General features: G+C 38.2%; 15 protein-coding genes, 2 rRNA genes, 1 pseudogene and 1 other annotated feature (1 of these 19 cut by a window edge). Of the genes and pseudogenes, 14 read left to right on the top strand and 4 right to left on the bottom strand.

Features of this window, described 5'->3' with window-relative positions; all coding sequences use genetic code 11:
• From NSQ18_RS06990 to NSQ18_RS06970, 5 genes are all read left to right on the top strand, one after another.
• Positions 1-2,752: ribosomal RNA gene (locus NSQ18_RS06990) — 23S ribosomal RNA — on the top strand (it extends 175 nt beyond the left edge of the window).
• Between the two features lie 48 nt (positions 2,753-2,800).
• Positions 2,801-2,916, top strand: a 5S ribosomal RNA gene (rrf, locus tag NSQ18_RS06985).
• 814 nt (positions 2,917-3,730) lie between these two features.
• Entirely contained in the window at positions 3,731-5,197 is a 1,467-nt protein-coding gene (gene guaB / locus NSQ18_RS06980; RefSeq protein ID WP_016839551.1) for an IMP dehydrogenase, read from the top strand.
• Positions 5,198-5,353: 156 nt separating this feature from the next.
• A complete protein-coding gene (locus NSQ18_RS06975; protein ID WP_202947431.1) occupies positions 5,354-6,664 on the top strand; it encodes a serine hydrolase in 1,311 nt (436 codons plus the stop codon).
• A gap of 256 nt (positions 6,665-6,920) precedes the next feature.
• Positions 6,921-7,376, top strand: a complete 456-nt coding sequence (locus NSQ18_RS06970) for a helix-turn-helix transcriptional regulator (protein WP_016839543.1) — start codon at positions 6,921-6,923, stop codon at positions 7,374-7,376.
• 76 nt (positions 7,377-7,452) lie between these two features.
• Here the strand turns inward: NSQ18_RS06970 and NSQ18_RS06965 are convergent, their stop codons facing one another.
• Positions 7,453-8,871 (bottom strand): PLP-dependent aminotransferase family protein, encoded by a 1,419-nt coding sequence (locus tag NSQ18_RS06965; protein WP_016839542.1) that lies wholly within the window; start codon positions 8,869-8,871, stop codon positions 7,453-7,455.
• A 104-nt stretch (positions 8,872-8,975) separates the two neighbouring features.
• Between NSQ18_RS06965 and pdxS the strand changes: the two genes are divergently transcribed.
• The 3 genes from pdxS to NSQ18_RS06950 all read left to right on the top strand — a co-directional run bounded on the left by pdxS (position 8,976) and on the right by NSQ18_RS06950 (position 13,502).
• Positions 8,976-9,833 carry a pyridoxal 5'-phosphate synthase lyase subunit PdxS gene (pdxS, locus tag NSQ18_RS06960; RefSeq protein ID WP_016839541.1) on the top strand — a complete coding sequence of 286 codons (858 nt, stop codon included), beginning with the start codon at positions 8,976-8,978 and terminating at the stop codon, positions 9,831-9,833.
• 81 nt (positions 9,834-9,914) lie between these two features.
• Positions 9,915-10,129: a binding site (T-box leader), on the top strand.
• A gap of 55 nt (positions 10,130-10,184) precedes the next feature.
• Entirely contained in the window at positions 10,185-11,471 is a 1,287-nt protein-coding gene (gene serS / locus NSQ18_RS06955; protein ID WP_016839540.1) for a serine--tRNA ligase, read from the top strand.
• 276 nt (positions 11,472-11,747) lie between these two features.
• Complete coding sequence (locus NSQ18_RS06950; protein ID WP_026019159.1) at positions 11,748-13,502, top strand: cache domain-containing protein; 1,755 nt, start codon at positions 11,748-11,750, stop codon at positions 13,500-13,502.
• 193 nt (positions 13,503-13,695) lie between these two features.
• On the opposite strand, the gene NSQ18_RS06945 is transcribed toward NSQ18_RS06950, so the two are convergent.
• Complete coding sequence (locus NSQ18_RS06945; RefSeq protein WP_339289531.1) at positions 13,696-15,009, bottom strand: short-chain fatty acid transporter; 1,314 nt, start codon at positions 15,007-15,009, stop codon at positions 13,696-13,698.
• 140 nt (positions 15,010-15,149) lie between these two features.
• Positions 15,150-15,665: a tRNA adenosine(34) deaminase TadA gene (tadA, locus tag NSQ18_RS06940; protein WP_016839536.1), complete on the bottom strand. Its 516-nt coding sequence runs from the start codon at positions 15,663-15,665 to the stop codon at positions 15,150-15,152.
• A gap of 161 nt (positions 15,666-15,826) precedes the next feature.
• Here tadA and NSQ18_RS06935 point away from each other — a divergent pair, with 161 nt between their 5' ends.
• Positions 15,827-16,390: a TIGR00730 family Rossman fold protein gene (locus tag NSQ18_RS06935; protein ID WP_339289529.1), complete on the top strand. Its 564-nt coding sequence runs from the start codon at positions 15,827-15,829 to the stop codon at positions 16,388-16,390.
• Positions 16,391-16,478: 88 nt separating this feature from the next.
• Here NSQ18_RS06935 and NSQ18_RS06930 read toward each other — a convergent pair whose 3' ends face one another.
• On the bottom strand, positions 16,479-16,862 hold the full coding sequence (locus NSQ18_RS06930; RefSeq protein ID WP_016839534.1) for a hypothetical protein: 384 nt from the start codon (positions 16,860-16,862) through the stop codon (positions 16,479-16,481).
• A 247-nt stretch (positions 16,863-17,109) separates the two neighbouring features.
• On the opposite strand from NSQ18_RS06930, the gene NSQ18_RS06925 reads away from it, so the two are divergent.
• From NSQ18_RS06925 to ltrA, 5 genes and pseudogenes are all read left to right on the top strand, one after another.
• A complete protein-coding gene (locus tag NSQ18_RS06925; protein WP_016839533.1) occupies positions 17,110-17,730 on the top strand; it encodes an RraA family protein in 621 nt (206 codons plus the stop codon).
• Between the two features lie 494 nt (positions 17,731-18,224).
• A complete protein-coding gene (locus NSQ18_RS06920) occupies positions 18,225-18,398 on the top strand; it encodes a hypothetical protein (protein WP_339289526.1) in 174 nt (57 codons plus the stop codon).
• Between the two features lie 124 nt (positions 18,399-18,522).
• Positions 18,523-19,308 carry a hypothetical protein gene (locus NSQ18_RS06915; RefSeq protein WP_339289524.1) on the top strand — a complete coding sequence of 262 codons (786 nt, stop codon included), beginning with the start codon at positions 18,523-18,525 and terminating at the stop codon, positions 19,306-19,308.
• Between the two features lie 58 nt (positions 19,309-19,366).
• Positions 19,367-19,915 (top strand): hypothetical protein, encoded by a 549-nt coding sequence (locus NSQ18_RS06910; protein WP_339289522.1) that lies wholly within the window; start codon positions 19,367-19,369, stop codon positions 19,913-19,915.
• Between the two features lie 802 nt (positions 19,916-20,717).
• Positions 20,718-21,964, top strand: a pseudogene (ltrA, locus tag NSQ18_RS06905) (group II intron reverse transcriptase/maturase).
• Positions 21,965-21,983: the final 19 nt, after the last annotated feature.

Raw genomic sequence — 21,983 nt, 5'->3', positions numbered from 1 at the left:
GAAGGCACACCCAGGGAACTGAAACATCTAAGTACCTGGAGGAGAAGAAAGAAAAATCGATTCCCTGAGTAGCGGCGAGCGAAACGGGAACAGCCCAAACCAAGAGGCTTGCCTCTTGGGGTTGTAGGACACTCTATACGGAGTTACAAAAGGATGGGTTAGACGAACCGTTCTGGAAAGGACGGCCAGAGAAGGTAAAAGCCCTGTAGTCGAAAATCCATCCTCTCCTGAGTGGATCCTGAGTACGGCGGAACACGTGAAATTCCGTCGGAATCCGGGAGGACCATCTCCCAAGGCTAAATACTCCCTAGTGACCGATAGTGAACCAGTACCGTGAGGGAAAGGTGAAAAGCACCCCGGGAGGGGAGTGAAAGAGAACCTGAAACCGTGTGCCTACAAGTAGTCAGAGCCCGTTAACGGGTGATGGCGTGCCTTTTGTAGAATGAACCGGCGAGTTACGATTACGTGCAAGGTTAAGCAGAAAATGCGGAGCCGCAGCGAAAGCGAGTCTGAATAGGGCGTTTTGAGTACGTGGTCGTAGACCCGAAACCAGGTGATCTACCCATGTCCAGGGTGAAGGTGAGGTAACACTCACTGGAGGCCCGAACCCACGCACGTTGAAAAGTGCGGGGATGAGGTGTGGGTAGCGGAGAAATTCCAATCGAACTTGGAGATAGCTGGTTCTCTCCGAAATAGCTTTAGGGCTAGCCTCGTGTGAAGAATACTGGAGGTAGAGCACTGTTTGGACTAGGGGCCCACCTCGGGTTACCGAATTCAGACAAACTCCGAATGCCAGCTATTTATACACGGGAGTCAGACTACGAGTGATAAGATCCGTGGTCAAAAGGGAAACAGCCCAGACCACCAGCTAAGGTCCCAAAGTAATCGTTAAGTGGAAAAGGATGTGGCGTTGCTTAGACAACCAGGATGTTGGCTTAGAAGCAGCCATCATTTAAAGAGTGCGTAATAGCTCACTGGTCGAGTGACGCTGCGCCGAAAATGTAACGGGGCTAAACGATTCACCGAAGCTGTGGATTCGTGCGTTGCACGAGTGGTAGGAGAGCGTTCTAAGTGCGTCGAAGTCAGACCGGAAGGACTGGTGGAGCGCTTAGAAGTGAGAATGCCGGTATGAGTAGCGAAAGATGGGTGAGAATCCCATCCACCGAATGACTAAGGTTTCCTGAGGAAGGCTCGTCCGCTCAGGGTTAGTCGGGACCTAAGTCGAGGCCGAAAGGCGTAGACGATGGACAACAGGTTGATATTCCTGTACCACCTCCCCGCCGTTTGAGTGATGGGGGGACGCAGGAGGATAGGGAATGCACGCCGTTGGTCGAGCGTGTCCAAGCAGCAAGGCGTGGAAGTAGGCAAATCCGCTTCCTAATACGCTGAGCTGTGATGGGGAGCGCGTTACGCGCGAAGTTCCTGATTTCACACTGCCAAGAAAAGCCTCTAGCGAGGCGGGAGGTGCCCGTACCGCAAACCGACACAGGTAGTCGAGGAGAGAATCCTAAGGTGAGCGAGAGAACTCTCGTTAAGGAACTCGGCAAAATGACCCCGTAACTTCGGGAGAAGGGGTGCTCATTGGGGTGCAAGCCCTGATGAGCCGCAGTGAATAGGCCCAGGCGACTGTTTAGCAAAAACACAGGTCTCTGCAAAACCGTAAGGTGAAGTATAGGGGCTGACGCCTGCCCGGTGCTGGAAGGTTAAGAGGAGGAGTTAGCGCAAGCGAAGCTCCGAATTGAAGCCCCAGTAAACGGCGGCCGTAACTATAACGGTCCTAAGGTAGCGAAATTCCTTGTCGGGTAAGTTCCGACCCGCACGAAAGGCGTAACGATCTGGGCACTGTCTCAACGAGAGACTCGGTGAAATTATAGTACCTGTGAAGATGCAGGTTACCCGCGACAGGACGGAAAGACCCCGTGGAGCTTTACTGTAACCTGATATTGAATTTCGGTGCAACTTGTACAGGATAGGTAGGAGCCGTAGAAGGGGGAGCGCCAGCTTCCCTGGAGGCGCCCTTGGGATACTACCCTGGTTGTACTGAAATTCTAACCCGCAAGCCTGATCGGCTTGGGAGACAGTGTCAGGTGGACAGTTTGACTGGGGCGGTCGCCTCCTAAAAGGTAACGGAGGCGCCCAAAGGTTCCCTCAGAATGGTTGGAAATCATTCGCAGAGTGTAAAGGCATAAGGGAGCTTGACTGCGAGACCTACAAGTCGAGCAGGGTCGAAAGACGGGCTTAGTGATCCGGTGGTTCCGCATGGAAGGGCCATCGCTCAACGGATAAAAGCTACCCCGGGGATAACAGGCTTATCTCCCCCAAGAGTCCACATCGACGGGGAGGTTTGGCACCTCGATGTCGGCTCATCGCATCCTGGGGCTGTAGTCGGTCCCAAGGGTTGGGCTGTTCGCCCATTAAAGCGGTACGCGAGCTGGGTTCAGAACGTCGTGAGACAGTTCGGTCCCTATCCGTCGTGGGCGTAGGAAATTTGAGAGGAGCTGTCCTTAGTACGAGAGGACCGGGATGGACACACCGCTGGTGTACCAGTTGTCTTGCCAAAGGCACCGCTGGGTAGCTATGTGTGGACGGGATAAGTGCTGAAAGCATCTAAGCATGAAGCCCCCCTCAAGATGAGATTTCCCATTGCATAAGCAAGTAAGATCCCTCAAAGACGATGAGGTAGATAGGTCCGAGGTGGAAGCACGGTGACGTGTGGAGCTGACGGATACTAATCGATCGAGGACTTAACCAATCATTTCAATGTCGTTATCCAGTTTTGAGAGAACAACCTCTCATATAGTGAAGTGACGATGGCGAAGAGGTCACACCCGTTCCCATACCGAACACGGAAGTTAAGCTCTTCAGCGCCGATGGTAGTAAGGGGCTTCCCCTTGTGAGAGTAGGACGTCGCTTCGCAAAAAGGCACCACAATAGTGGTGCTTTTTTTATTGCAAAAGTTGAAGCCCCTTACTAACAAGGACTGAAAGTCCGATCGGCGCGATACAGAAACCACATGCTAAACAAAAGTAAAATAAATATTTGAAGGAGACGAGAAGCACGGGGACCAAGAAGTTCAAGGAAGCGAGGCAGCCCGGAGCGGAGCGTACTATGTACGTGAGCACCGGACTGCCGAAGCTAACACAGAAATTCGCTGGTCAACGTGCTTCGGAGTTAGCGCCGATGGTAGTTAAGGGGTCCCCTTGTGAGAGATAGACGAGCGCTTCGCAGAAGGCACCACAATAGTGGTGCTTTTTTTTATTGCAAAAATAAGCTCCCAACTACCAAAGACCGAAGGTCAGGTCGGCGCGAACAGGACGTTGTTTTTCAATATACCACTGCAAAAGGTTCATTTCGTAAAACCCAACGGTTTAAAAAATGAAGTCAAATATGACTGATTATCAAGCAATTCAATGCCATTTATTAATTGAATGATGAAGTTGGTCGTAATCCCCTTCATGATATATTTAAAAAAATAAATAGTTGGGTTGCATCTTTTAATTAGTTAATAGCCATTTTTAATGTTGGAAGATATCAAATTTCATAATTGCATGTAAAAAGAGCAAAATAAATCTAGTTTAGCGTTATATATCTAAATTAAAATAGTGTAACACAAAATGACAATTTCCAATAGTCCGAATACTTTTTCTATTTGTTAGATTCTTGACACTAGGAAAACATGTTGATAATCTTACTATTAATATTCGTTTTGTACTTAGGAGGAATAATCGAAATGTGGGAGACGAAGTTTGCAAAAGAAGGATTAACATTCGACGATGTATTATTAATACCAGCGCATTCAGCAGTATTACCAAAAGAAGTAGATTTATCAGTACAACTTACACCAAAAATCAAATTAAATATTCCTATTATTAGTGCTGGAATGGATACAGTAACTGAATCTAGAATGGCGATTGCAATGGCACGTCAAGGTGGAATCGGGATTATTCATAAAAACATGTCCATTGAAGAACAAGTAGAAGAAGTAGAAAAAGTAAAACGATCTGAAAATGGTGTCATTACGAATCCTTTCTTTTTAACACCAAGTCATCAAGTGTTTGATGCTGAACATTTAATGGGTAAATATCGCATTTCGGGTGTTCCAATTGTAAATAATGAAGAAGAACAAAAATTAGTGGGAATTATTACGAATCGAGATTTACGTTTCATTTCCGATTATTCATTGAAAATTGAAGAAGTAATGACAAAAGAAGATTTAATAACAGCTCCTGTAGGAACGACATTAGAAGAAGCTGAAAAAATATTACAAAAGTATAAAATTGAGAAACTTCCAATCGTAGATAATGAAGGAAAATTAACAGGTTTAATTACAATTAAAGACATCGAAAAAGTAATAGAATTCCCAAATGCAGCAAAAGACAGCATTGGTCGACTTGTAGTAGGTGCTGCTGTTGGGGTTTCAAAAGATACAAGTGCCCGTGTAAAAAAATTAGTTGAAGCGCAAGTAGATGTTATTGTTATTGATACAGCTCACGGCCATTCTCAAGGCGTAATTGATACAGTTAAAGAAATTCGAAATGAATATCCAGATTTAGAGATTATTGCAGGAAATGTTGCGACAGCTGAAGCAGCACGTGCATTGTTTGAAGCAGGAGCGGATGTAGTAAAAGTAGGTATTGGCCCTGGATCCATTTGTACGACTCGTGTTGTAGCAGGTGTAGGTGTACCACAAATTACAGCGATTTACGATTGCGCAACAGTTGCTCGCGAATATGGTAAAACAATTATTGCAGATGGTGGCATTAAATATTCCGGTGATATCGTGAAGGCTCTTGCAGCAGGTGGACATGCTGTTATGCTTGGTTCACTTCTTGCAGGAACAACAGAATCACCTGGTGAAACAGAAATTTTCCAAGGACGTCGTTTTAAAGTATATCGTGGAATGGGTTCTCTTGCTGCGATGGAACAAGGTTCAAAAGACCGTTATTTCCAAGAAGATGCGAAAAAATTAGTTCCTGAAGGCATTGAAGGACGTGTACCATACAAAGGGCCTCTTGCTGATACAATCGAACAATTAGTGGGTGGTATCCGTTCAGGAATGGGATATTGCGGAGCTCCTAACTTAGAACATTTACGCGAAAAATCTCAATTCGTCCGCATGACAAATGCAGGTCTTCGTGAATCTCATCCACACAATGTACAAATTACGAAAGAAGCTCCAAACTATTCTCTTCAATAATTTGAAACCTAAACACTCTTCTAACGTCACTGTAGATGTTAGAAGAGTGTTTTTTCTTGTTCGTTACACACATCGAATACTATCTATGGTAAAATGAGCGAAGATGATAATAATGAGTGGAGGTACATTTAAGTGAAAACAGCAAGGAAGACATCAATGATCAGCTTACTCATGATTCCAATTCTGTTAATTAGCATGATTGTTACGACACCCCAAGCCAATGCTGAAACAGATTTAGGATTAAATGTTGGGGCTGCCATTTTAATTGATGCAGATTCAGGGAAAATATTATACGAGCAAAATGCTGACACACCGCTTGGTATTGCGAGTATGTCAAAAATGATGACAGAGTATATTTTATTAGATGCGATTAAAGCTGGTACAGTTAGTTGGGATCAAGAATATCGCGTGACGGAATATACATATAAGTTGTCACAAAATCGTGCATTAAGTAATGTGCCGTTAAGAGCAGATGGAACTTATACGATTCAAGAATTGTATGAGGCAATGGTAATTTACTCTGCAAATGCTGCTACAGTGGCAATCGCTGAAACAGTAGCTGGAACGGAAACAGAGTTTATAAAGCTAATGAATAAAAAAGCGGAAGAATTAGGACTAGAAGGGTATAAATTTGTCAATTCAACAGGATTAAATAATGCTGATTTAATGGGCATGCATCCTGCTGGGACAGGTCCGGAAGATGAAAACGTAATGCCAGCTCGCTCAGTTGCAAAACTTGCCTATCATTTACTGAAAGATTATCCTGAAGTTTTAGAAACTGCTAGCATTCCGAGAAAAACGTTCAGAGAAGGTACAGATGATGCCATTAAGATGGAAAACTGGAACTTCATGTTGCCAGGGTTGGTATATCAATATCAAGGTGTCGATGGATTGAAAACAGGTACAACTAATTTAGCGGGATACTGTTTTACAGGAACTGCTGAACGAAATGGTACACGTTTAATTTCAGTTGTAATGAATGCTGTTGATTCAAACGGTGTTGGTTCATATAAAGCGCGTTTTGATGCAACAGCAAAATTGTTCGATTATGGTTTTAGCCAATTTGCAAAACAAGAAATTATTCCAGCCGACTTTTCTGAAAAAGGAAAAGAATCTATTAAAGTCATTAAAGGAAAAGAAGATAAAGTAAAAATTGCTGTAAAAGAACCTTTATCCATGCTTGTAAAAACATCAGAAAAAGATTTATATCAACCAAAGTTAGTGTTAGATAAAGAGTCCCTTGAAGCGAAAGTTGAAAAAGGGACGGTAGTTGGGAAAGTCGTAATTGAAAGAAAAGAAGGTTCTGATTACGGTTTTATCGATGGTAAAGAAATGGCTGTTGATGTAGTAACAGCAGACGATGTTGAACGAGCAGGATTTATCTCATTATTCTTCCAAGGAATCGGTAATTTCTTCAGTAATCTTTGGGGAGGCATTACTGGTTTTGTAGGAGGCTTATTTTCATAACAAATTAGGCAATTAAAACTTTTCGCTAATAGAATTTATTTCAAGAAAGCTAGGAACCACTAGATGTGGATTCTTAGCTTTTTTTCTTTGATATATATTCTAATACTTTTGGAAATTAAATGTAAATTTTATACAAAATGGTATATAATTGGCGTTTGGCGATGGCAACTATCCGTTGCATCTTCATGCGCCCATAGCTCTCTTTACTTCATACTACTTTTAATCGATACTGAACATAAGAAAGGAGTTGCCGTCGATGACATTTAGTGAACGATTAAAAAATGAAAGGGAAAAACGAGGTTGGACACAAGCAGATCTTGCAGATAAACTTCATGTCAGTCGTCAATCAGTATCAAAATGGGAAACTGGAAAGAACTATCCAAGTATTGAAGTAATTATTGCACTAAGCGATTTATTTGGTATTACAATAGATGAAATGTTAAGGAGTGACGACGATTTGAAGGAAAAAGTAATTAAAGATAGTAAAAAATTAGCTCACCCCAAATTAAAATCGTTTTTTGACAGTTTATTTTTACTAGGGGTATTATTAATACTCATTAAAATCATCATTCTAGGCTCCAATTTATTTTTTTATACGAATATAACAATTCTTGATGGTTTACCTAAAGTGATTTCAAATTTCTTACCATTGGTATTAATGATTATTGGTGGAACTGGTTCAGAACAATTAAAAAAGAAATTTGCAGATTAAAGAAAAAATATTGCTTGGGAAATATTTATGGGAAATATATGTATAATATACTAATATAAAAAACTCGCTAAGACATCTATAGTTTAGCGAGTTTTTTATTTTTTTGTACATTCCAACATTCCATCAATTGGTGGATACTTTCCTCTATTTGATTTAAAGGAATACCTCCGAATCCAAGCAAGAAGGTAGGATGTTCATATTCAATGGGCTTTAACAAATAATTGGTTACAGGAGTAATGTTGATGCCATGATGATTTGCAATTTGCTTCAGTTGGTCAACATTTTTGCCGCTAGGAATCGAGATTAGCACATGCATTCCAGCTTGGTCTCCTGTTATTTTTATATCAGGATAAAAAGTAGTTAGCGTATGTTTTAATTTATCATGTTTTTTTCGATAAATTTTCCTCATGCGATTTAAATGTTTAGAGAAATGACCATCTTTCATAAAATTGGCTAATATGTGTTGAACGAAACGTGGGACCGTTGCTGAGTAATAACTAAATATTTCTTTATATTTCATTAATAAATGATGAGGCAATACCATATAAGCAACCCTAAGTGATGGCATCAATGATTTTGTAAATGTGCTCATATAAATCACTTTATCATTTTGATCTAAACCATGTAGGGCTGGAATGGGTTTGCCAATGTAGCGAAACTCACTATCATAATCATCTTCAATAATATATCGATTAGGTGCTTTGCTTGCCCATTTCAGCAGTTGAGTTCTTCTTGTAGCTGACAGCACTGCCCCTGTCGGGAATTGATGTGATGGAGTAATATAGACGATATTAGCATTTGTTTGTTCAAGTTCATCAACTACTAAACCTTCCTCATCCACAGAAATAGGAATGGCATTATTATTTAAATGAATTCTCGGTATTGCTGAGTAACCAGGGTTTTCAAGGGCTAATATGAAATCATCTTCAAATAAGCGCAAAATCATCGGTAATAAAAGCTCAGTTCCAGAGCTAATAACGATTTGCTCAGGTTTGCAATGGATACCTCTCGATTGAAATAAATAATTGGCAATTTCCTTTCGTAACTCTACTTCTCCTTGGGGTTCACCCATTTGTAACAACTCTTTTGAAGTAATATCAAATATATCTTTTACATACTTTCTCCATACAACAAAAGGGAAGGATTCTTCATCAACTTTACCAGGATGAAAATCATATCGATATTGTTTTTGTTCTTTTTGGGGAATTTCGATTGTCGTTTGTTTTTTTTCTACGTAAGGCAGTTCATCAATTTCTTCAACAAAATAACCTACACGGGGAATAGATGTAATATATCCTTCCGCTAATAATTGAGAATATGCAATTTCAATGGTAGTTTGACTAATATTTAAAAACTCCGCTAATTTTCGCTTAGATGGCAATTTCGTTCCTACTTCAATTTGTTTTTGAATAATTGCATTTTTTATGCCGCTGTAGAGTTGTTCATACAAAGGTTTAGCATTTTCTTTTTCCAATTGGAAGATCAGCATGTCCATCGTATATACCTCCAACTGACCATATAACTTTTTATAATTTTGGAACTTTTTATATTGTCAAAAATCATTATACTAAAAATCAACAAATAATAGGAGGTAATAATATGGAAAATTTTAAAGAAATTAACATCCCCCGAGGCGGCGTAATCATGGATGTTGTGAATGCTGAGCAAGCAAAAATTGCAGAAGCGGCAGGTGCTGTTGCGGTAATGGCATTAGAAAAAGTTCCATCAGATATACGAAAAGAAGGCGGAGTAGCTAGGATGGCTGATCTTCGCATTATTGAGGAAGTAAAGAATGCCATATCCATTCCGGTGATGGCAAAAGTAAGAATTGGCCATATTGTGGAGGCACGTATTTTAGAATCAATAGGTGTAGATATGATTGATGAAAGTGAAGTATTAACACCAGTGGATGATGAATTCCATTTGTTAAAAAAGGAGTTTAACGTACCTTTTGTTTGTGGGTGTCGCGATTTAGGAGAAGCAGCGCGGAGAATTGGAGAAGGGGCAGTCATGTTGCGTACGAAAGGTGAAGCAGGTACAGGAAACATTGTAGAAGCTGTACGTCATATTCGAAAAGTAAATGCCCAAGTACGTCAAATTGTTAACATGAGTCAAGATGAATTAATGGTGGAAGCAAAAAAATTAGGTGCGCCTTATGAGTTGTTGCTACAAATTAAAGAACGAGGGCGGTTGCCTGTATTAAATTATGCAGCAGGAGGGGTTGCCACACCAGCCGATGCCGCATTAATGATGGAATTAGGAGCAGATGGAGTGTTTGTTGGTTCCGGTATATTTAAATCGGAAAATCCAGAAAAGTTTGCAAGAGCTATTGTTGAAGCGACAAAAAATTATAATGATTACCCACTTATAGCTGAACTTTCAAAGGATTTAGGTAATCCTATGAAAGGTATTGATATTGCTACTCTTTCCAAAGAAGAACTTTTGCAAGTTAGATGAGATTTGTCAAAATAAAGTTAATAAAGTCTTTTCTTGCAAAATTTAACGGGATATAGTACGCTATGGTTAAAATCGATTAACGATAATGCGATGATTGGAAGTAGTAGCAAGTCAGTTTTTTTAAGAGAGTCAGCGGTTGGTGGAAGCTGATAAAAACCCTTGTGAATCCATCCATGAGTTGCCCAGCTGAAATGTTTAGTAGGATTGGGTCGGTTGTAAAGCCGTTATGAAATAAGAGGATTAAACATTTTGTTTAATCAACTAGGGTGGCAACGCGGGTAGCTCTCGTCCCTTTATGGGATTGAGAGCTTTTTATATGGAATAATTTTTAACAAGTTTGGAGGAATAAACATGCTAGATATTAGACGTGTCCGTGAAAACTATGAAGAAGTGAAAAAAATTCTTTTAACACGCAACGAAGATTTAGGAAATTTTGATGAATTTGAATCACTTGATTCAAAACGACGTGAACTAATTGCAAAAACGGAAGAATTAAAAGCTGAGCGCAATAAAGTATCAGAACAAATTGCTGTCATGAAACGCAATAAAGAAAATGCCGATGAAATGATTGTTCGTATGCGCCAAGTGGGTGAAGAAATTAAACAGTTAGATGCAGAGTTATTAGAAATTGAAGAAAAATTCAAAGATATGATGATGCGTTTGCCAAACATCCCTCATGAATCTGTTCCAATTGGTGAGAGCGAAGATGACAATGTAGTGGAATATACTTGGGGTGAGATTCCAGCGTTTCAGTTTGAAGTCAAACCGCATTGGGACTTGGCAACAGATTTAGATATCATAGATTTTGAAAGAGCTGCGAAAGTAACAGGAAGTCGATTTGTTTTCTACCGTGGCTTAGGTGCAAGATTAGAGCGAGCACTTATGAATTTCATGATGGATTTACATGTAGAAGAACATGGATATGAGGAAATGCTCCCTCCAGTCATTGTCAATCGAGACAGTTTATTAGGAACTGGACAATTACCAAAATTTGAAGAGGATGTATTTAAACTTGTCGATACTGACTATTTCATGATTCCAACTGCTGAAGTGCCAGTAACGAATTTCTATCGTGATGAAATTTTAAGCATTGATATGTTACCAAAAGGTTTTGTGGCATTTAGTGCCTGTTTCCGCTCAGAAGCAGGATCTGCAGGTCGTGATACTCGAGGATTAATTCGTCAGCACCAATTTAACAAAGTAGAACTTGTACGCTTTGTGAAACCGGAAGAATCTTATGAACAATTAGAGTTATTAACAAGCCATGCAGAAAAAGTACTTCAATTATTAAACTTGCCTTATCAACGTGTGAAAATGTGTACTGCTGATTTAGGCTTCACTGCTGCTAAAAAATACGATTTAGAAGTATGGATGCCATCACAAAATAAATATCGTGAAATTTCATCTTGCTCAAACTTTGAAGATTTCCAAGCGAGACGTGCAAATATCCGCTTCCGTCGTGAACAAGGAGCAAAACCAGAATACGTTCACACATTAAATGGTTCAGGACTTGCTATTGGTCGTACAGTTGCTGCCATTTTAGAAAATTATCAAAAAGAAGATGGAAGTGTCATTATTCCTGAAGTATTAAGACCATATATGGGTGGAAAAGAAATGATGACACCACCTAAAAAATAAAAGTAATAAAAAGAAGCATACCGAGTAAAAGGTATGCTTTTTTCTTTTTGCTAGAATGCATTTCCGTTTTCTTAATATTCCTAATAATTTAATTAAATGGAAAATTTATATTGAATAAACGAATTCGGAATAATATAATTTTTTAAACAATTATAAATATTGATAAAAATCAATATTTATTTTTTACTATTTTGTTATTTTAAATATTGGGAGGAGGAAATACCTATATAAAAATTATTAAACTGACATCTTTTTGAAACTTTTTTATCAGGGGGTATGTTTGTTTTGTTTAAGAAATTGACAATTAAACGAAAGTTGTTGATTATTTCTACTGCTTTGTTGCTCATTCCTTTAGTTGTAGTAAGCTTCATAAATTTCATGCAAACTGAAGAAAGTTTGAATGATTTAGGGAAAAACAATTTGAGCAACAGTGTTGAAATGACGTTAGAAATGATTAATAGTTTATCGAAATATGTTGATAGAGGGGAAATTTCATTAGAGGATGCGCAGGAAAAAGTAAAAGAAGCAATTTTAGGAAGCAAGAATGAGGAAGGATTACGACCAATCAATAAAAATATCGATATAGGAGAACATGGTTACTTATTTATCGTCGATGAAAAGGGAACTATGCTTGCGCACCCGACAATTGAAGGCCAAAATATGTGGAACGATGAAGATACAAAAGGATTAAAATTCATACAAGAAATTATCAAAGTGGGACAATCAGGTGGAGGATTTGTTTATTATGATTATCCATTAATCGGAAATGAAAATCAGATTGAAGAAAAAGTAGCTTATTCAAAAGTGGATTCAAACTGGGGATGGATAATTGGTGCAAGTACATACATGATGGATTTTAATAAGCCTGCAAATAATATTTTAAAAGTGAATTTGTTTACGTTGTTGATAGCAGTAATCATAGGTTTAATTGTTATATGGGTATTTACAAATAGCATATCAAAGCCTATTCAAATGGTTATGGAAAGAATGAATTTACTTTCTCGAGCAGATTTAAGCCCTGAGCTGTTAAGGATTAAATCGAAGGATGAAACTGGCCAATTAGCTTTGGCAATGAATGATATGCAAGATAAGTTGAAGAATATTCTGCAAGAAATTGCGAAAAACTCGGAAATTGTCTCAAGTAGTAGCGAAGAATTAACGCAGGCTGCAAATGAGGTAAAACTGGGTGCAAATCAAATTGTCGTGACAATGGAGGAACTTGCTCAAGGTTCCGAAAAACAAGCAGATAATGCAAGCAACTTATCTTCCATAGCAACGAACTTTGTAGCGACTTCTCAAGAGGCAAACGAGCACGGAGAACGTGTTCAGCAAAGAGCAAAAGAAATATTGGCATTAACAAATGACGGAAGCCGTTTGATGGAATCTTCCGCTAAACAAATGCAAACAATCGATCATATTGTACGTGATTCAGTCGGTAAAGTGAATGAACTTCATACCCAAGTACAAGAAATCTCTCAATTGGTTATAGTTATTAAAGAGATTGCTGAACAGACAAATCTTTTATCTTTAAATGCTGCAATTGAAGCGGCAAGAGCAGGAGAACATGGAAAAGGATTTGCTGTTGTTGCAGAAGAAGTTCGAAAACTGGCTGAACAAGTAGCATATTCTGTAACGGATATAACAAAGATTGTAAATAATATTCAGGAAGAATTTAGTGTTGTGACAGAAGCGTTAACAAATGGTTATAAAGAAGTTGAGCAGGGTTCTACTCAAATAAAAACAACACACGAAACATTTACTACGATTCAAAATTCTTTGCAAGAAATGGTCGATAGTATCACGGTTGTAGCTGAAAATTTATCAACCATCGCAACAAACAGTAGTGAGATGAACAGTTCCATTCAAGAAATTGCTGCAATCTCTGAAGAGGCTGCTGCCGGTATTGAAGAAACAACGGCTGCATCAGAACAGACAAATAGTGCAATGGAAGAGATTTCTGCGAGTTCTGAACAACTGGCAGTCCTTGCTGAGGAATTAAATCGACTAGTTCGACAATTTAAATTGAGATAAACAAGGGGACGAGGGTTCCTAAAAAGTTATTTAAATGCTTCCTTTGCGTCTGTCGTTCTCGCTTTCGTCACAGAAAATGCAACGAGGAGGCGCGTTTGATGTAACCACCGCAGAGAAAGAGTTAAAAAATATTTATTGTAAGATTTGAGCCTGATCAAAAGTTCAAAACTTTTATGATCAGGCTCTTTTATTTTTAGAAGAATAAAAATCCAATACTGATAATAATTCCTGTAAAAATGAGAACGAATACACAGAATCCCATAATATCTTTTGCTTTTAAGCCCGCAATGGCAAGTGCAGGTAGAGCCCAGAAAGGTTGAATCATGTTCGTCCAAGCATCACCCCAAGCAATAGCCATAGCCGTTTTCGCATAATCAGCCCCCATCACTTGAGCTGCTTCTAACATGATTGGTGCTTGCACCGCCCATTGACCTCCACCAGAAGGAATAAAGAAATTGACTAAACCAGCAGAATAAAATGTAAATAAATAGAAAGTTGTATCGTTCGAAATAGCAATAAACCACTCAGAGAAGACGACAGCTAAACCAGAATTTGTCATCATCCCCATAATCCCTGCATAGAAAGGGAACTGAAATACAATGCCGCTTGCTGTTTTAATGGCATTTTGAGTAGCGGCTAAGAAGCGTTGAGGTGTTCCGTGTAAAATAATTCCGAGAATCACGAAGATTGTGTTCACAATATTTAAATCAAGAGCAAAACCTTTCGTTGCAAAATGATAAACAAGATACGTTACACCAATAATTCCAATTAAAATAGTTAAAATATAGCTTCTTTCTGAACGAGAAGCAAAAGTATTTACAGGCGGTGGGAATTTCTTCTCTTCTTCTACTAATAAAGCTGGATCCACTTCTACTACATCATCATCTTTTGGCATCATCCAGCGGTTAAAGAATGGAAGAGTGAAAAGGATAACCAGTACAATAAATAAATTATAAGAAGTAAAAATTGTTCCCGAAGTAGGAACTACGCCCATTATCCCTTCAAAAGGATGCCCTTCAGTTGCTACTGATAGAGGAATGGATCCTGCCAACCCACCGTGCCAAATAATAAAACCAGAATAAGCACTAGCAATTAATAAGCGATAGTCCACTTTTTTTACATGACGAGCGATTTCTTTAGCAAAAATAGCTCCGATTACTAAACCAAATCCCCAATTAATCCAGCAAGCAATTAAAGAAACAAATGTAACAATAATAATGGCCATACCAGGGGATTTGATGCTGCTTGCAATAGCAGTTAGAAATTTTTTAAATAAAGGGCTATTTGCTAGTACGTGTCCAGCAGTTAGTACAATGACCATTTGCATCGTAAATGCTAGTAATCCCCAGAATCCATCTCCCCAATAAATAACCATATCAAGTGGTGAGGAGGGGGTTAATACAACACCAAGAATTACAACGAGTACTGATAATATTGCAACAAAAATATATGGATCAGGTAAATACTTTTCCATAATAGCATTTGATATTCTCGTTAAAAACTTCATATTTTCATGTTCCTCCTGATTCTAAAAAAAGTTAGATATTTTATAGATACGAAAAATCAGGAGAAAATATGATATATATTTTAAAAAATAACATAATATGATAGGTGGATAGTTTTAAAAATATAATTGTGACTGATTTCTCAATCACAATTTTCCTTCTCATTCAATTTCATTTTTCGTTTTTCTTCTTTTTTTCTTTCTCGAATCGCTTTAAAAAAATTTGTTAATAGAGAGCTGCACTCATCAGCTAAAACACCTTCTGTCACATCACATTCGTGGTTTAATCGAGAATCGTTTAATAGACGATATAATGAATCGACACTACCAGCCTTAGGGTCCCGTGCACCATATACGACCCGAGGGATTCTTGATTGTAGAATTGCTCCAGCACACATTGGACATGGTTCAAGGGTCACGTATAATGTCGTTTCTTCTAACCGCCAGCTCCCAATTGCTTTGCAAGCTTCTTGAATTGCCATTAGTTCCGCATGCGTAATAGCGTTCTGAGTTGTTTCCCGCAAGTTGTGGGAACGAGCAATGATTTGATCTTGATAGACAATAACAGCACCGATGGGAACTTCACCAAGAGTTTCCGCTTTTTTTGCTTCTTTAATTGCTTCACTCATAAAATATTCATCTTTATCATATAATTCCACATTCCTCTCTCCTTCGGTGTAAGTGTATCATGATTTCATGATTGAATCATCTTCATGCTTGCCGTAACAAAATGCAAGAAAAAATAAAATAGAATTTTGAACCTTTTACATTGAGTTAATAATTTTTCGATATAATGGAAGTAAAAGAGAAGGTGACTTGATTGCGTATAGCGGTTTATTGTGGTTCATCATCAGGAAAATCGTCGGTTTATGTAGAAAAAGCAATTGAATTAGGGAAAATGATTGCACGTAGCGGATACGGGCTTGTTTATGGAGGGTCAACTCAAGGTTTAATGGGGAAAGTAGCGGATGCAGCTCTTGCAGAAGGCGGAGAAGTAATCGGAGTCATGCCGGAACATTTAGTGAATAAAGAAAAATTGCATAAAGGATTAACTGAATTATATATCGTTGAGTCAATGCATGCTCGAAAAAAGAAAATGTCGGATCTTTCCGATGCTTTTGTGGCGATACCGGGTGGTTGCGGAACACTTGATGAGTATTTTGAAGCTTTTACTTGGGCGCAAATAGGATTACATGCAAAACCTGTTATTTTATATAATTTAAATGGCTTTTATGATGGTCTAGTGCAACATTTTGAAAAAATGATGGAAGAAGGATTTTTAAGAGCATCACAACATGAATTGTTTTTAGTAGCAACTTCATTAGAAGAGCTATTTGAAATGTTGGAAATGAGCAATGGAAATCTTGTGAATAAAGATGTTTAACAATATTCGAATCCTGGGATAGTGTAAATACACTAATCAAGGATTCTTTTATTTTTTATCATAAAAAAAGGGAGAATATTTTCTCCCTTTAATGGAAGATGAGCATTGCTACGAGTAGAGGTATGGACATTAAGACTAATACCCCGATACTCCACAAAGTTTGTTCAGTAGTAGTCATGTTCTTCGGTCTTAAGCTAATGGAATCATATAAATCATTAATGGCTTTTTGTTCTTTATTATAAAGCATTGTTTGAAACTCATCGTAATCTTCAATATATGAATAGGGTGAACGTGCGCCAAAGCGAATGTCACGTATGTCATCTGTAACATCTTGATTATTATGAAGATAGATAATAGTTGGTGAGAGACCACCATTTGACTTTGCAATGACTTCGATATCATACGTTGCCATTCGGTAGACTTTTTTCCCTTGTTCATTGATGCATTCTTTTACTAAGCGGTTCATTATCATTGCCGTGTCACTCCTTGTAGAATTATGTAATTTTTATACAGTGTAACCATCTTATAAATTTTTACGCATAACACGTGATCACAGAGCAATGATGGTTATTCATAGTATATGTATTTGTAGGAATGCTAACTTCTTAACTTTATTAAAATTTAGTGAAATTAGTTGCAAATTATATAGAAAAAGGAAAGTTTATCCTATAATATAGAATTATTAAAATATTATGTAAATTCAAAGGGGTTATGTCGACATGTCCAATTTAATTGAAAAATATTTAGCGATACCAACTACTGCAATATCTGATGCTACAGGGGGACATACAAATTTAGATGCAAAAATCAAACCGTTGAGCGATCATTTTAAAATTGCTGGACGAGCTGTAACGGTTAGATTGCCAGATGGGGAAAATAAAGCTGTATTAGAAGCAATTAATATCGCACAAAAAGGGGATATTCTTGTTATTGATGCAAAAGGGAATACAAACCGAGCAGTAGCAGGGGATTTTGTAGCTTCTCTTGCGAAAGGATTGGGGATTCAAGGGTTTGTTGTCAATGGTGTAATACGTGATATTGCAGCAATTCGAGAATTAGATTTTCCGGTGTTTGCCCTAGGAACAACCGTTGCTAGTGGAAATAAACATGGTGGTGGTCGAGTAAATGTTCCGATTGCCATTGGTGGTGTGAGCGTCCAACCAGGAGATTTCATTATTGGAGATGTAGACGGTGTTGTTGTTGTTCCACAAGGAGAAGAAGAAGAAATTTTGAAAAAAGCCGAAGAAAAACTAGCAAAAGATGAAGCGAGAGAAAAGGAAGCATTAGCAAACGGGGAAGAATCAATACGCCAATATATTGAAAAAGCTTTATCAAAATAAAAATTTATTATTTTCTATTCATAAAAAAATTTTCTGAAAAATATTAAAAGGGGCATTTTTGCCCCTTTTTTTGTGCGCCCGGCATGTACATGAACTATAGGGTGTAAGTCCCGAACCCCGAAGACAGAAGTAGAGGTTAGCCAAGAGCAAGGGTGTCCGTGGTGACGCGGAATCTGAAGGAAGCTGGAGGCAAAACACCGGTCCGAGGAACACGAACCTCATATAAGGCTAGGTATGATTGAGTGAGTTTGCAAAACAAAACAAAGCTCTTTCTGTCGAAGGTCATATCGAGTAAATGAGGCGGATAGATGGTGTGAAAGTGCATGTACTTACCCGGGGAGGTCTGGCGGATATGTGAAGTACGCTTCATAACCTACTTAGTGATAAGTAGCTGAACCGTCAGAAGTCAGCAGAGGTCATAGTATTAGTTGGTTTAGAACTACTAAGAAGGACCGAACAATTAAGAGAGAATAGCCCTTGGCATTCAGTGAGTCATGATGAACACAGAAAACGTAGTACCTCACTTGAGGAAGGAAGCGGTGAATCCCGTGTTGTTCAGTAAATTTACGATAAAACCCATAATTCTTAATCCTACACTTATGAGTGGATTATACAAAGTTATGAATAAAAAGGAAGAAATTCCTTTTTTTATACTACAATGTTTGTAATCATCGAAAAAGAAAAGAGAGAAAATGGAGGTGAAAAATATCGAGTAAAAACTATGTATCTCACAAATAATCAGATTATTTAGAACATTTTTTATTGTGATTGTAGTAAATAGGAGATATTAGTATGAAAAAGTATTTTTATTCTTTATTTCTTTTATTTACATTCTTACTTGTATTTGTAAATGTACCAGCAGCAAATGCACAAGTTGAGGATAACAAAAAAATCATTTATCAAGCTCAAGAAATTACAGATATAGATGAATTGCTTGAAAGGGCTTTAAATGGAGTTCATGAAGTTGAATTGAATAATATTGAATTACCTAAATATCAATTAACAAATTCAAACAAAATAAAATCGTCTACATTAACAAATAGTGAATTAAGCGAAGATTTTAACGTTACGAATGTTTCTACATCTCAATTGTTAAAAGTAGAAAAAATTGGAGATGTTGAAATTGAAGAATTCGCCATTACTACTTTTGGATTAGTAGAAGAAACGGACAATATTAATGGTTTCAATATAGCATCCGCAGAATCCGGAAATAAAGGCGAAGAAAAATGGGATTCTTCTTATAGTGTAAAGGCTTACTCAACTATTTATTATTCAAGAAAGAAAGAAAATAATATCGAATACGCAAAGATTACAAAAGCTACTGGAGGATGGAAAATTAGTGATTCAGCGGTTTCTATTACGAGCAGAAAAGTATCCGTTGGTACTAGTGGATTCCCAAGTCTAACTCAGGCTAAGGATTATTCACCAACTTCAAATGAATGGTCTTATTCTTCTGATTTTAAAGACTGGAAATATGTAAGTCTGCAATATACTCATTATGTGGGAGCGACTTCTACTGCTACTTTAAAAAGTAGAGGTGGTTCTGTATGGACTCTACAATTACAAAATAATATCTAAACTCCATAAGTGTATTTAATTATTTTTTTAGAAAGGATATATAATGAGCGTTAAAAATATGTCAAAATCGATTTTCAGCATTCTTTTCGTTGTATTACTCTTAGCCGGTTGTTCTAATAATCCTTCTGTAGAAATAATTAGTGGGACAGTTGAGATAGAAAAGAATAATTTAGTAGAAGATAGTGATGAATTAGAATTTGTTAACTTGCATTATAATTTCGTTTTAAAAAATGTTGGAAGAAAGGATCTTGGAGGAGATAAGCGTTTAAATGACGCAACATACGATTATGATGACGGTATAAAAATTTATATTGAACCCAGTGAAAAACTGAAAGCCATTTCGGAAGAACTAATTGGGATAAATATCTATGATAAGAAAAAAAATTATGGTACGGGGCATACAGGTTTACCAGTTCTTAAACCTAATCAAGAAGGCGAATTCTCGCTTGATTTTGTATTAGGTGCCTTAAAGGACAATGAACAATTAAAAGCTGCACCATCTTCCGAACAGTTAGAGAAGTTAAAAGAAAATGCAATGGATGCCACTTTAATGGTTATGGTCGAGGATGAAACAATCGCACAGTTTGACCTTAATAATTTAGAATAATTGAACTTTTGCTAAAAAGCACTTTCGATATATTCATAATGACCCCATATAAAAGGGATTCATTATGAATATCGGAAGTGTTTTTTTGTGGAATTTGCAAGGTGTAACGAGAATAGGAAGTAAAGCGGTATCTGTATTCAATTTTTCCACATTCCGTAAAGTTTATTCTTTAACTTTTTCCAAAAAACATAAATATTTCCAAATAAAAAGGTCTTAACACAAAATTTCCGTTGACGGTAATTTTGTTTTTCGATGTGCGCCCGGCATGTACATGAACTATAGGGTGTAAGTCCCGAACCCCGAAGACAGAAGTAGAGGTTAGCCAAGAGCAAGGGTGTCCGTGGTGACGCGGAATCTGAAGGAAGCTGGAGGCAAAACACCGGTCCGAGGAACACGAACCTCATATAAGGCTAGGTATGATTGAGTGAGTTTGCAAAACAAAACAAAGCTCTTTCTGTCGAAGGTCATATCGAGTAAATGAGGCGGATAGATGGTGTGAAAGTGCATGTACTTACCCGGGGAGGTCTGGCGGATATGTGAAGTACGCTTCATAACCTACTTAGTGATAAGTAGCTGAACCGTCAGAAGTCAGCAGAGGTCATAGTATTAGTTGGTTTAGAACTACTAAGAAGGACCGAACAATTAAGAGAGAATAGCCCTTGGCATTCAGTGAGTCATGATGAACACAGAAAACGTAGTACCTCACTTGAGGAAGGAAGCGGTGAATCCCGTGGGGGACCTCTTGGAGGGTGGAGTGACCACTGGCATAAAGAGAACAGCTATTCACGGAAGGAGAATAACGATGCTTTTGAATCAAATCCTGTCACGGGAGAACATGCTTCAAGCACTAAAACGTGTAGAACAGAATAAAGGAAGCCACGGAGTAGATATGATGCCCGTACAAAACTTACGACAGCACATAGTTGAAAACTGGCTAACTATTAAGGAGGCAATTCTCAAGGGAACGTCCGCAGAGTCGAAATCCCGAAACCAGACGGCGGTGTTCGTTTACTAGGAATCCCTACCGTAACAGACCGTTTGATTCAACAAGCTATTGCTCAAGTACTTTCAAGAGTATACGACCCAACATTCTCTGAAAACAGCTACGGATTTCGACCAAACCGAAGTGCTCATGATGCGGTGAGGAAAGCGAAAGAATATATAAGAGATGGACATCGATGGGTTGTAGATATGGACTTGGAGAAATTCTTTGATAAGGTCAACCATGACAGATTAATGGGTACACTCGCGAAGAGAATCCAAGATAAACCATTACTGAAATTGATTCGTAAGTATTTACAATCGGGAGTCATGATTAATGGTGTGGTGTCAAGCACATTAGAAGGAACTCCACAAGGAGGACCATTAAGTCCGCTACTATCTAACATTGTACTAGATGAACTAGATAAAGAATTGGAAAGAAGAGGACACAAATTCGTTCGATATGCGGATGACTGTAACATTTACGTGAAAAGTAAACGAGCAGGACTTCGCACAATGGCAAGTATCCAGCGATTTATTGAAGGAAAACTACGACTGAAAGTAAATGAAAAGAAATCAGCGGTCGACCGTCCATGGAAACGTAAGTTTCTAGGATTTAGCTATACCTATCATAAAGAGCCAAAGGTTCGTATCGCAAAAGAAAGCCTTAAACGAATGAAGAATAAAGTTCGTGAAATCACATCACGCAAGATGCCCTACCCGATGGAATACCGCATTCAGAAACTGAATCAATATCTAATGGGATGGTGTGGATATTTTGCGTTAGCAGACACCAAATCTATATTCCTTGAATTAGATAAATGGATTCGTAGAAGACTTCGAATGTGTCTATGGAAGAACTGGAAGAAACCGAAAACAAAGATACGCAACCTTATTCAACTTGGCGTACCACAATGGCAAGCGTATGAATGGGGAAATACTCGGAAGAGTTATTGGCGTATTTCAAATAGTCCAATATTACACAGAACCCTTGGTAACTCCTATTGGAGAAACCAAGGGTTGGAAAGTCTTGAAGCTCGTTATGAAAACTTGCATCAATTATCTTAATTGAACCGCCGTATACGGA

It is taken from the genome of Ureibacillus sp. FSL K6-0786, assembly GCF_037965165.1.
GTDB classification, from domain to species: domain Bacteria; phylum Bacillota; class Bacilli; order Bacillales_A; family Planococcaceae; genus Ureibacillus; species Ureibacillus thermosphaericus.
The sequence above is the reverse complement of the archived record's forward strand: the minus strand, read 5'-3'. Positions and strand labels throughout refer to the sequence as shown.